An 11,179-nucleotide genomic window follows, 5' to 3' on the forward strand; every position below is an offset into this window, starting at 1 on the left:
CGGCTCGTAGGTCAGCCCAGCACTTCTTCGATCGGGGCGTCGGCGTCCACGTAGCGAACGAGCTTGCGGTTCGCGAATTCCACGATGCCCACGTCGCCGAGTTCGCGCCCGTAGCCGGAGCGCTTGATGCCGCCGAAGGGCAGCTCCGGTCGGGACGCGGTCGGGTGGTTGATCCACACCATGCCCGCCGCCAGCCGGTCCGCGACCCCGCGAGCACGTTCCGGGTCGGCGGCGAAGACCGCGCCTCCCAGGCCGTAGGGGGAGGTGTTGGCCAGTGCCACGGCCTCGTCCTCGTCGGCGACCCGGTAGACCGTGGCGACGGGGCCGAAGAGCTCTTCCCGGTAGGCCCGCATGTCCGGTGTGACGTCGGTGAGAAGGGTCGGCTCGACGAAGGCGCCCGGCAGGTCGGGCCGCCCGCCGCCCAGCACCACCGTGGCTCCCTTGTCCACCGCGTCACGAACCTGCTCCACCAGGAGTTCGGCCGCGGACTCGGAGGACAGCGGGCCGAGCGTGGTGGCGGGGTCGGCCGGATCCCCCGGTCGCACCTCGCTCATCCGGTCACGCAGCCCGCTGACGAAGGCGTCGTAGACGTCGGCAACGGCGATGAAGCGCTTGGCCGCCACGCAGCACTGCCCGGTGTTGCCCATCCGGCCGAGGAACGCGGCGTACACGGTGCGCTCGAGGTTGTGACCGTCCAGCACGACGAAGGGATCACTGCCCCCCAGTTCGAGGACGGACTTCTTGACATTGCGGCCGGCGATCTCCCCCAGGCTCACGCCCGCCCGCTCGCTTCCGGTCAGCGACGCTCCCTGTACTCGGGAGTCGTCGATGATCTTCCCGACGTCTTTGCCCCGCACGAAGAGGTTGGTGTAGACCCCGGTCGGCACACCCGCATCCGTGAACAGCCGCTCGAGTGCCAGGGCGGACTGAGGGCAACTGCTCGCGTGCTTGAGCAGGATCGTGTTGCCGAGGACGAGGTTCGGAGCAGCGAACCGGACGACCTGGTACAGCGGGAAGTTCCACGGCATCACACCGAGAAGGACGCCGAGCGGCTCGTTCACCAGCACGGCCGTGCCCCGGGGCACCGGCAGGGGTCGCTCTTGCAGAAGCTCGGGGCCGTGCTCGCCGTAATAGGTGAGGATGTCGGACGCGAGGTCGACCTCCGCACGGCTCGAGTTGATCAGCTTGCCGACCTCGAGGGTCAGGAGGTGTGCCAGTTCCTCCTTGCGCTCCCTCATGAGCCGGCCGGCGCGTTGCACGAGGGCCCCCCGGTCGGCCGCCGACCGGGCACGCCAGGCCGGAAAGCCGGAGTGCGCCGCGTCGATCGCGCGCCCTACGTCCTCCTCGCTCAGCGCCGGGAACTCACGGACCCTTTCACCGGTGTACGGGTTGACCGTGGCGATGGGGCTTCCCTGGGCCGTGACATGGGCGTCCATGACGCCTCCCTGGGGTCGGGGTACCTCGGGTTTCCACGCCCGGACGCACTCACACGTGCCGATCCGGTCCCAGGTCACGGCAGCCTGTGGGCAGTCGTGGTCACCGCCGTCCGCGGGCGGGCGCGGGCCGGGCCGGCGTGGCAGGCTTGCAGGGGTCCGCGCGGTTCGTCGCAACACAGCAACGCAGGAGGACGACCCATGGATGAGCAGGAATTCGTCCGTACCGTCGCCGAGCGCACCGGACTGGGCCGGGAGGAGGCGGGAGACCTCACCTGGGCCACACTCGAGACGCTCGCCCACAGGCTGAGCCCGGGGGAGGCAAGGGACCTGGTCACCGAGCTCCCCGAGGGCCTCGCTGAGGCGGTGCGCCGGGGAACCACGGATCGCATCGAGCGCTTCGGCCACAAGGACAGCGTGCAGCGCGTGGCCGAACGCACCATGCTCAGGGAGGAGGAGGCCGACCGGGGTGTGCGAACCGTACTGGCCGTGCTCCGCGAGGCGATCAGCGAAAAGGAGTTCAACGACCTGATGTCGCAGCTCGGCACGGATTTCTCCCAGGCCATGAAGCCCGCCGGGTGACAGCAGCGGATCGCCGGTCCCTCGCGCCCGTCATGGTGCGAGGCGTACACGAAGACCCGGGCGTCACAGGGCGATGACGTGGAGGTCGACCAGGTCGAGCAGCGCTCGCAGAGCCGAGCTGGGCCGCCGGGTCGACGACGTGCCGAGATGCATGCTCCAGCGGAGCGTGGTGTCCAGGACGTCCAGGACGTGCAGACCGGGGGTGCGGGCAACGGCGAACGCGGGCAGGAAGGCGATGCCCAGACCGTGCCGGACCAGTGCCGCCCCCATGTCGATGTCGGGCACTTCCAGTGCCACCCGGCGTACGACGCCCGCCACTGCGAACGCCCGGTCGACCACCTCACGGTTGCCGTAGCCCGGGGGGAAGTCCACGAAGGGCTCGCCCGCGAGGTCCGCAAGTGCCACCTTTCCCCGCTGCGCGAGGGGATGGGCGGCGCTCACCACCGGGACGAGCGGCACGGTGGCCAGCTCCCGTGCGTCGATCCCGGCGGGCTTGCGTTCGGGCAGCGACAGGAACGCCACGTCGAGGTCCCCGCTGAGCAACGCCTGCGCCAGTCCAGCCGATCCGGCCGTCGCCAGCCGCAGCCGGACGTCGATCGCCGGATGTCGCGCGTGCAGCTGCCCGAGGAGCGCGGGCAGGTCCACCACTTCGACCGAGGCCATTGCGCCCACGTTCACCGTGCCGCGCAGCGAGTCCTGCGCGGCGCGCACGGCGTCCTGGGCGGCCTGGGCGGCGTTCAGGGTGGCCCGGGCCTCCGGCAGCAGCGCGGCGCCCGCCCCGGTGAGCCGGACCTGCTGCGACGTGCGCTCGAACAGCGCGCAGCCGAGCTCGCGCTCCAGGGAGCGGATCGCGGCGGACACCCCGGACTGCACCACGTGCAGCCGACGGGCGGCGCGCGTGAAACTCAGCTCCTCGGCGACCGCGATGAAGTGCTCCAGGTGACGTAGCTCCACACGAGAAGTATCACTCGTACTGCTGGAGCCCAGCAAAAACATTCGTTGGCACTGATTCTGGCTGGTGAGGAGGATGGAAGGCGCCATCCGTCTCCATCCGAGGAGGGGTACCCCTGCCTGCCGTCCCGACGCCGCTGAGCCGTCCCGCAGCCGACGCTCCCGGCGACCCGACCCACCGGATCCCAGCACCCGCTCCCGCCGACCTGCCACCCCGCGCCCCCGCCCGACGCCGCGCCTCGCACACGACCGGCTTCTGGTTCGTGGCGGTGGCCTTCACCGTCCTCATGGCCTTCGGCACCGCGCCGACCCCGCTGTGGCCGCTGTACGAGGCCCGGGACCACTTCGGCGCGACCACGGTCACGGTGGCGTACGCCTCGATGGTCGTGGGCGCGGCGGCCGCCTTCCTGGGGCTGGGACACCTGTCGGACCGGCTCGGCCGGCGGCGCATCATCGTCCCGGCGCTGCTCGTCGGCATCGTCGCGTCGGTCGTGCTGATCGTGTGGCGGGACCTTCCGGGGCTGATAGCAGGCAGGATCCTGAACGGTGTCGGACTGGGGCTGATGGCCTCGACCGCGACGACGTACCTGCACGACCTCCACCATGAGGCACGTCCGGAACGAGCCGGCTCCGTGCTGCCCGGCATCGTGGCCACCGCCGCCAACCTCGGCGGCCTGGCCTCAGGGCCCCTGGTCGCCGGAGCCGCCGCCGAGTGGCTTCCCACACCCCTGATCACCGCCCAGGCGATCTTCACGCTCGCCATGGCAGTGTGCCTGGCGCTGGTGCTGTGCACCCCGGAGACGGTGGACCTGGAGTTGCCCGCGGCCGGACCGCCCAGCAGGTTCGTCCTGCGCCCCGGCGGTCGGCGGGCGTTCGGCGCGGCCGGTGCGCTGGGCGCCTTCGCCTTCGCGATCCTCGGCCTGATCTCCTCCCTCGGGGCGAGCGTGCTCCACGGCACCCTGCACACCGACTCGCACCTCATGGTCGGACTCGCGGCGTTCCTCATGTTCGGTTCCGCGGCGGCCGCCCAGCTGGTGCTGGGCCGCCTCCCACTGCCCCGGGTCCTGACCGTGGGGGCAGTGGTCTTTCCGGTCGGGCTGGTCCTGTGCGCCGCCGCCCTCTACCATCCGGCGCTCTGGCTCTACCTGGTCGCCGTCTCCCTGTCCGGAGCCGGCTCCGGGCTGCTGTTCAAGGGGGGCGTCGAACGTGCCGTTTCAGCGGCCGAGACCGCCTCGCGCGCGGGGGTCCTCGCCGTGTTCTTCGTCGTCGCATACCTGGGCATGGGGCTGCCCTCCGTCCTGTTCAGCATCGCCCTGAGGCACTTCGCCGTGCAGACCGCGATGATCGGCTTCGCGGCGGTCCTCTCCTGCGGCGCCGTCGTGTCAGTGGTCGTCGCGTTGCGGGATCGCGCACCCGGTTCCGGCGAGCTCTCGGCGCAGTCCGCTCGCCCCTCCTGACCTCACACTCCGGCGCATCGACACCGGTTGTCTGGCAGGTGCGGACCTGGGCACCCGGTGCGGGCGCGCGTGACGCGGATCCGCGGCGGACGGGAGGCCCGAGATGTCTGCGGAATCGGCCAGGACGATCGCGCTGCCCTCCGGTGAGGAGATCGCGGCGCTCGGGCAGGGCACCTGGTACCTGGGCGAGGCCCCGGCCCGGCGTGACCAGGAGGTCGCCGCGCTGCGACTGGGCGTGGATCTGGGCATGACCGTCGTCGACACGGCGGAGATGTACGGCGACGGCGCAGCCGAGGAGCTCGTCGGGGAGGCCCTCCGGGGACGCCGGGAGGAGGTCTTCCTCGTCAGCAAGGTGCTGCCCGGCCACGCCGACCGGAAGGGCACCGTCGCCGCCTGCGAGGGCAGCCTGCGAAGGCTCCGTACGGAACGGCTGGACCTGTACCTGCTGCACTGGCGGGGACGGTGGCCACTCGACGAGACCCTTGCGGGATTCACCGACTTGATGGAGGCGGGGAAGATCCGTTACTGGGGCGTGAGCAACCTGGACGTGGCCGACCTGGTCGAGCTGACCACCCTCCCCGGTGGCGACGCGGCGGCGGTCGACCAGGTGCTGTACAACCTCTCCCGGCGCGGCATCGAGTGGGACGTTCTCCCCTGGTGCCGCGAGGCCGGGGTGACGGTCATGGCCTACTCCCCGATCGAGCAGGGGCGGCTCCTCAAGGTCGAGGCACTGGATGCCTTGGCCCGGACCCTCGGAGCCACGCCGACCCAGGTGGCACTCGCCTGGGTGCTGGAACAGGGGGTGGCCGCGATCCCGCGTTCCGGATCACCCGACCACGTTCGGGAGAACCGCGGCGCGCTGGACCTCCACCTTCCCCCCGAGGCGCTCGACGCCCTCGACGAGGCGTTCCCGCCACCCGACGGGCCCACGCCCCTGGAGATGCTCTGAAGGAGTTGACAGGATGACGCGCCCGCTCGTCTGGGAAGGGGAGGTTCGCTGCGCACCCGATCCCTTTACGGGCGTGATGGCGTCCCAGGTCATCCTGCCGCCGGGATACGCCCTGGCCATGGCCGCGTGCTCGGAGAACGGTCGTTGCGCCCGGCTTTGACATCCGCGTGTGCGCCGGCTGAAGGAACTGGGAGACGCGGAACGGCCGCCCCTCGACCGGGCTCCTTCTAGCCCGCAGCGCCGACGACAGCCTCGAAGTCCCGGGGCAACTGGGACATCACCTGGCGGAACTCGCCGTCACTGACCGCGTCCCTCAGGGTGCTCAGCTCCGCCCGTACGCCCTCGCGGGCCTCGTCCGGGCTCACCCCTGCTCGCCTGCTCACCCGATTGACGAACTCGTCGAGTCCGAAGGGCTCGGCCTCCGGAGTGGGAGAGACCAGCGGTTCCTTCAGCGGCTCGGGCAGTTCGGACGCGAGGTCCTCCGCCTCACCCCTGGTGAGCCGCTCGGCCAGGGTCTCCAGGGTGGCACGGGTGAGGGGCTCCGCCTTGTCCGTGGGGACAGGTGCGCGCCGGGCGATGGTGTCGAGGAAGGTGTCGTAGTCCATGGGCCGTTGCCTTTCGGGTGCGTCGTGCGTGTGGGGGTGGCGGGCCGATGCGCGTCATGGTGCATGCGCCTCAGCGGAGGCCCCTTCCATGCTCGGGACGTGGGCCGCGCCCTGCCTGCTCCCCGCGGGCGGAAAAACGGCGGGCTCCGTGGACCTCCGAGCACAAGTGCAGTGCGTCAGGGTGCCGTGCCCGTGGGGCGCGGTCGGCTTTCCCGCCGTCGCGTTTCCGGCCGGCCCGTTCGGCTCGTTCGGCGTCGAGAGCGTTCGACGGCGCGAGCTGTCGGACGACGTCCATCAGCCACACTGCGAGGCCGACGGACCATGGGGGCACCCGGCGCGGCCCTCACCCGCGCGAGGCGCTGCAACGCCGCGCAGCTTGCTGCGGCGGGACGGCCGTACGGCTGGCCGGGGGTCCCCGCGCATCCCATGCTGATCTGCCAGGGTAGGTGGGGGTGTTCTTTTTCGGCCTGGAGTGCGGAGGCGCTCAGCGGGCGGGCTCTGCGAATCTCGACCGGTAACAGCCGATGGCGGCGCCGGCGGGAGCGAACGACGCCGTCCATCCCGGTGAGGAGGCGAGAGGCATGACCGTGATGGGTGTGTCGAAGTTCGAGAGGTTCTTCCGCGCCGCCGCAGGCCTCGACGTGGACAAGAACGACCTGAAGCGGTACGGCGACTTCGTCGACGCCAAGCTCTACGACCTCCTGGTCGTCGGCCAGGCGTCGGCCAAGGCCAACGGCCGGGATGTCGTCGAACCGTGGGACCTACCGATCACCAAAGGCCTTCAGGAGAGCATCCACCGGTTCCGGCGGCTCGACGAGGAGGTCGAGCTGAAGCCGATCCTGGAACAGCTCGCCGCGCACCCACCCCTGGACAGGACACCCACCCAGGAGACCGAAGAGCGCTACCCCGAGATCATCGGCGGTCTCAGCGTCGCCCTCGCCGAGACGTTCAAAGTCGTGTACCCGGATGTCAAGAACCCGCAGACCAGCCATTGGGACGACGTGACCAAGGTGTTCGACCGGCTGCTGTAGCAGTCGCGTCCCGGTGCATGTCACCGATGCGAACGGGCATGCCGAGGTCCTCGGCGCGCGTCCTACCGAACGAGGCAGCAGACGGACACCAGCACGTCGACGCCCGCGGCGACGGCTGGGCTCGGACCGAAGCCGCCCTCCACCCGGACGGCAGCCCCGGCCGATACGTGCTCGGGGCCCTCGGCCGCGGCTTGCGGTCCCCGGTCCGGAAAAGGAACCCGGGACGGGCCCTGCCGGGTGTCCCTGCCGCTCGCGTCGTACGACCAGCGACTCGTGAAGGGAGCCGTACCATGGCACAGGAACTGCAAGGGATGCGGGTGGCGATTCTGGCCACCGACGGCGTCGAGCGTGTGGAGCTCGACCAGCCGCGCGGTGCGCTGCAGGGCGCAGGGGCGAAGACCGAGATCGTCTCGCTCCATCCCGGCGAGATCCAGGCCCGCCAGTTCGACCTCAACGCGGCGGGGACCTTCCCCGTGGACCGCTTGGTCGCCGACGCCTCCGTCGACGACTACGACGCGCTGCTCCTGCCCGGCGGCACCATGAACCCCGACCAACTGCGCATGGACCGCGACGCGGTGCAGTTCGTCAGGGACTTCATGGCGGGCGGGAAACCGGTCGCATCGATCTGCCACGGCCCGTGGACCCTGGCGGAAGCCGACGCCGTGCGCGGCCGCCGCCTGACGTCCTGGCCCAGCATCCGCACCGACCTGCGCAATGCCGGCGCGGAGGTCGTGTCCGACCAGGAGGTGGTCGTCGACGGGCAGTTGGTCACCAGCCGCGGCCCCTCCGACCTGCCTGCCTTCTGCGCCGCCGTCGTGGAGCAGTTCGCCCGGGCGCACCATCCCATGCCCGGCTGAACCGACGGCCGGCTCGCCGCAGAGAGAGCAGGCGGTGCACGGTGGCCGTGGGCTCGCACTCCACCCCACGGGTGGGTCGTCCGCGGCGGTCGCCTCCGTACCGGCCCCCGGTCCGTGGCGTCGCGCGGCCGCGTCGAATGCCGCCACGCCCAGGCACAGGATCGCCGCGGTGCGCCGTACCAGCCTGGAGAGAGAGGGAGTCCTGCGCCCGGCGGGAACCAGGACGACACCGCCCGGCGCAGACGCCCCGGTGGATCTCCGGCGCGGTACGGCCCGAGGGCAGCGACCTGCGCAGGGCAGGACCGGGGATCTCTCGCTCGTGCGCGCCACCTCATGCCGGGCTGAGCCCTGTGGTACCCCGCCGCGAGCCGCGAGCCGCGAGCCGCGAGCCGCGAATCGCCGTCCCGCCTCCTGTCCTCGCAGACCGACCGGTGGCGCCACTTTTCGACCCGCTGGGCGCAGGCGGGGTGACCGGGTGAACAGCCACTCTGGGGCCTGTCGGGACCGCTCGGCGGTCCGCCGGAGGAAGGAGTGGCCGCGACCGAGCGGACCCGCAGACTTCGCCTCGGTCCGCTCGATGGAGGCCAGCCGCTACGACCTCGTGGTGGACGAGGACGTCACCGATGAGGCCGTCCGGCTGATCGCCGGGCCGGGCAGCAGGGCCGGCGCGAACACGGAGAGCGCCTCCTCCAGGGGCGGCCGCCCACGCAGCGGTCCCGCCAGCCGAACGAGTTTCGAAGCCGGGCGGACAGGGCCCGGAGGATGAACGGTCGCCGACGGACGTCGGCCACCGCGGAAGGAGTTCCTCATGGCCAAGGCAGTGGGCATCGACCTGGGCACCACCAACTCGGTGATCGCCGTGTGGGAGGGCGGCGAGCCGTCCGTCGTGCCCAACAGCGAGGGCAACCGCACGACACCCTCCGTGGTGGCCTTCACCGACACGGGAGAACGGCTGGTGGGCCAACTCGCCCGCCGCCAGGCGATCCTCAACCCCAAGGGCACCATCTACTCGGCCAAGCGGTTCGTCGGCCGGCACTTCGACGAGATCCCCGACGAGGCCAAGGCCGTCGCCTACGACGTCGTCCCGGGAGACAACGGCGAGGCCCGCTTCAAGGTGCGCGACAAGCTGTACGCGCCCGAGGAGATCAGCGCCCTGGTGCTGCGCAAGCTCGCGGACGACGCCTCCAAGCAGCTGGGGGAGCGGGTCACGGAGGCGGTCATCACGGTGCCCGCCTACTTCAACGACGCCCAGCGCACGGCGACCCGTGACGCGGGACGGATCGCGGGACTGGAAGTGCTGCGGATCATCAACGAGCCGACGGCGGCCGCCCTCGCGTACGGCATGGACAAGAAGCAGCACGAGACGGTGCTCGTCTTCGACCTGGGCGGCGGCACCTTCGACGTGAGCATCCTCGATGTCGGCGACGGCGTGGTGGAGGTGCGTTCCACGGCGGGTGACAGCCATCTGGGCGGCGACGACTTCGACCGGCGTCTGGTCGACTACCTCGCGGACGACTTCCAGAAGGAGAACGGCATCGACCTGCGCAAGGACCCGCAGGCGCTGCAACGCCTGTTCGAGGCGGCGGAGAAGGCCAAGACCGAGCTCAGCTCCGTCACCCAGACCCAGGTCAGCCTGCCGTTCATCACCGCCGACGCCTCCGGGCCCAAGCATCTCACCGACTCGATCATGCGGTCCACGTTCGAGCAGATCACCGGCGACCTGGTGGAGCGCTGCCTCGGTCCGGTCCAGCAGGCCATGACCGACGCCAAGGTCGGCGAGAGCGACATCGACGAGGTCATCCTCGTCGGCGGTTCCACCCGCATCCCCGCCGTGCAGGCACTGGTGCGCCGACTGACCGGCGGCAAGGACCCCAACATGAGCGTGAACCCCGACGAGGTCGTGGCCCTGGGCGCCGCGATCCAGGCCGGGGTGCTCAAGGGCGAGGTCAAGGACGTCCTGCTGCTCGACGTCACCCCCCTGTCGCTGGGCGTGGAGACGCGCGGCGGAGTGATGACGAAGATCATCGAGCGGAACACCACCATCCCGGTGCGCCGCAGCGAGACCTTCTCCACCGCCGAGGACAACCAGCCGGCGGTCGACATCGTCGTCCTGCAGGGCGAGCGCGAACGGGCCGCCGACAACCGGGTCCTCGGCCGCTTCCAGCTCACCGACATCCGGCCGGCGCCGCGGGGCGAACCGCAGATCGAGGTCACCTTCGACATCGACGCCAACGGCATCCTCAACGTCAGCGCGCGCGACAAGGACACCGGCAAGGAACAGGGCATCACCATCAGCGAGAGCTCCAACCTGGACCGGAGCGAGGTCGAACGCATGGTCCAGGAGGCCGAGAGCAACCGGGGCCAGGACCAGGCCCTGCGCGAGGCCGTCGACGCCCGCAACGAACTCGACGCCATCGCCTACCAGGTCGAGAAGCGTCTGAACGAACTGGCCGACGCCGCGCCCGCACACGAGAAGGCCCGCGCCGAGATGCTGGTGGCCGAGGCCCGCGACGCGGTCAAGAACGAGGCCGGAGTGGACAAGACCAGGCCGCTGATCTCCGAACTCCAGCAGGTTTACGCCGGGCTCGCCGCCCACCAGGCCGAAGCCACGGCGGCGAGCGGTCCGTCGGACACCACCGGGGCGGACGCCTCCGGGCAGGGCGGAACCGGCGCCGACGAAGACGTGATCGACGCCGAGTTCGACAAGGGCTGAGGTACCCGCCATGCCGATCCCTCCCCAGGACCGATCGTCCGACCTACCGCCCGAAGGCGCCGCACAACCGCCGCAGGGCCACCTGCCCGAGCCCGCACCGCCGACCACCGAGGCCGGACCGGGGCCCGACGCGGCCACCGGTCCGGCCGGAGCGGAGGACGAGTACACGGCCGCGCTGAAAGAGGTCGAGGACCGCTGGCGGCGTGCCCTCGCCGACCTGGACAACCTGCGCAAGCGACACGCCAGGGAACTGGGCCGGGAGCGGGCGCTCGAACGCGCCCGCACGGCCGCGGCCTTCCTTCCCGTGGTCGACAACCTCGAACTGGCCCTGAACCACGCGGGATCCGACCCCGGAGCGATCGTCGAGGGGGTTCGCGCCGTGCGCGACCAGGCCGTGTCCATCCTTGAACGCCTGGGCTACGAGCGTCACGCCGAGACCGGCGTCCCGTTCGACCCCTCCCGGCACGAGGTCGTCGGCGTGGTCCAGGACCCCGACGCCGAACCGAACACCGTGGCGCAGGTGCTGCGCCCCGGCTACGGCGAGGCCGAGCGGCAGCTGAGGCCGGCCGCCGTGACCGTCGCCAAGCGGGAGTGAGCGGCC

The 11,179-nt window shown here is 71.2% G+C and carries 10 protein-coding genes; 7 read left to right on the top strand and 3 right to left on the bottom strand.

Annotated features, from left to right (window positions below; translation table 11 throughout):
• Nucleotides 1–11: 11 nt before the first annotated feature.
• On the bottom strand, nt 12–1,436 hold the full coding sequence (locus tag ACF1AL_RS19940; protein WP_391699776.1) for an NAD-dependent succinate-semialdehyde dehydrogenase: 1,425 nt from the start codon (nt 1,434–1,436) through the stop codon (nt 12–14).
• A 198-nt stretch (nt 1,437–1,634) separates the two neighbouring features.
• Here ACF1AL_RS19940 and ACF1AL_RS19945 point away from each other — a divergent pair, with 198 nt between their 5' ends.
• Complete coding sequence (locus tag ACF1AL_RS19945) at nt 1,635–2,015, top strand: DUF2267 domain-containing protein (RefSeq protein ID WP_391699778.1); 381 nt, start codon at nt 1,635–1,637, stop codon at nt 2,013–2,015.
• Between the two features lie 63 nt (nt 2,016–2,078).
• On the opposite strand, the gene ACF1AL_RS19950 is transcribed toward ACF1AL_RS19945, so the two are convergent.
• A complete protein-coding gene (locus tag ACF1AL_RS19950; protein ID WP_391699780.1) occupies nt 2,079–2,969 on the bottom strand; it encodes a LysR family transcriptional regulator in 891 nt (296 codons plus the stop codon).
• Nucleotides 2,970–3,235: 266 nt separating this feature from the next.
• Between ACF1AL_RS19950 and ACF1AL_RS19955 the strand changes: the two genes are divergently transcribed.
• Together ACF1AL_RS19955 and ACF1AL_RS19960 are read left to right on the top strand one after the other, a co-directional pair.
• Nucleotides 3,236–4,423 (top strand): MFS transporter, encoded by a 1,188-nt coding sequence (locus ACF1AL_RS19955; RefSeq protein WP_391826714.1) that lies wholly within the window; start codon nt 3,236–3,238, stop codon nt 4,421–4,423.
• Between the two features lie 103 nt (nt 4,424–4,526).
• Entirely contained in the window at nt 4,527–5,372 is an 846-nt protein-coding gene (locus ACF1AL_RS19960; RefSeq protein ID WP_391659730.1) for an aldo/keto reductase, read from the top strand.
• A gap of 227 nt (nt 5,373–5,599) precedes the next feature.
• On the opposite strand, the gene ACF1AL_RS19965 is transcribed toward ACF1AL_RS19960, so the two are convergent.
• Nucleotides 5,600–5,977 (bottom strand): DUF2267 domain-containing protein, encoded by a 378-nt coding sequence (locus ACF1AL_RS19965; RefSeq protein WP_391699786.1) that lies wholly within the window; start codon nt 5,975–5,977, stop codon nt 5,600–5,602.
• A gap of 581 nt (nt 5,978–6,558) precedes the next feature.
• Here ACF1AL_RS19965 and ACF1AL_RS19970 point away from each other — a divergent pair.
• The 4 genes from ACF1AL_RS19970 to ACF1AL_RS19985 all read left to right on the top strand — a co-directional run bounded on the left by ACF1AL_RS19970 (nt 6,559) and on the right by ACF1AL_RS19985 (nt 11,173).
• The gene (locus ACF1AL_RS19970; protein ID WP_391699788.1) at nt 6,559–7,008 is read left to right on the top strand and encodes a DUF1931 family protein; all 450 of its coding nucleotides are present in this window, start codon (nt 6,559–6,561) and stop codon (nt 7,006–7,008) included.
• A 290-nt stretch (nt 7,009–7,298) separates the two neighbouring features.
• Nucleotides 7,299–7,865, top strand: a complete 567-nt coding sequence (locus ACF1AL_RS19975; RefSeq protein WP_391659733.1) for a type 1 glutamine amidotransferase domain-containing protein — start codon at nt 7,299–7,301, stop codon at nt 7,863–7,865.
• Between the two features lie 808 nt (nt 7,866–8,673).
• On the top strand, nt 8,674–10,578 hold the full coding sequence (dnaK, locus tag ACF1AL_RS19980; protein ID WP_391659734.1) for a molecular chaperone DnaK: 1,905 nt from the start codon (nt 8,674–8,676) through the stop codon (nt 10,576–10,578).
• A 10-nt stretch (nt 10,579–10,588) separates the two neighbouring features.
• The gene (locus ACF1AL_RS19985) at nt 10,589–11,173 is read left to right on the top strand and encodes a nucleotide exchange factor GrpE (protein WP_391659735.1); all 585 of its coding nucleotides are present in this window, start codon (nt 10,589–10,591) and stop codon (nt 11,171–11,173) included.
• Nucleotides 11,174–11,179 lie beyond the last annotated feature (6 nt).

It is taken from the genome of Streptomyces sp. NPDC014801 (genome assembly GCF_043082085.1).
Classification (GTDB): Bacteria; Actinomycetota; Actinomycetes; order Streptomycetales; family Streptomycetaceae; genus Streptomyces.

What these genes read in the sequence shown, in the direction of transcription:
- ACF1AL_RS19940 (WP_391699776.1), bottom strand. Translation starts at nt 1,436, where the DNA reads ATGGACGCCCATGTCACGGCCCAGGGAAGCCCCATCGCCACGGTCAAC.
- ACF1AL_RS19945 (WP_391699778.1), top strand. Translation starts at nt 1,635, where the DNA reads ATGGATGAGCAGGAATTCGTCCGTACCGTCGCCGAGCGCACCGGACTG.
- ACF1AL_RS19960 (WP_391659730.1), top strand. Translation starts at nt 4,527, where the DNA reads ATGTCTGCGGAATCGGCCAGGACGATCGCGCTGCCCTCCGGTGAGGAG.
- ACF1AL_RS19965 (WP_391699786.1), bottom strand. Translation starts at nt 5,977, where the DNA reads ATGGACTACGACACCTTCCTCGACACCATCGCCCGGCGCGCACCTGTC.
- ACF1AL_RS19970 (WP_391699788.1), top strand. Translation starts at nt 6,559, where the DNA reads ATGACCGTGATGGGTGTGTCGAAGTTCGAGAGGTTCTTCCGCGCCGCC.
- ACF1AL_RS19975 (WP_391659733.1), top strand. Translation starts at nt 7,299, where the DNA reads ATGGCACAGGAACTGCAAGGGATGCGGGTGGCGATTCTGGCCACCGAC.
- dnaK (WP_391659734.1), top strand. Translation starts at nt 8,674, where the DNA reads ATGGCCAAGGCAGTGGGCATCGACCTGGGCACCACCAACTCGGTGATC.
- ACF1AL_RS19985 (WP_391659735.1), top strand. Translation starts at nt 10,589, where the DNA reads ATGCCGATCCCTCCCCAGGACCGATCGTCCGACCTACCGCCCGAAGGC.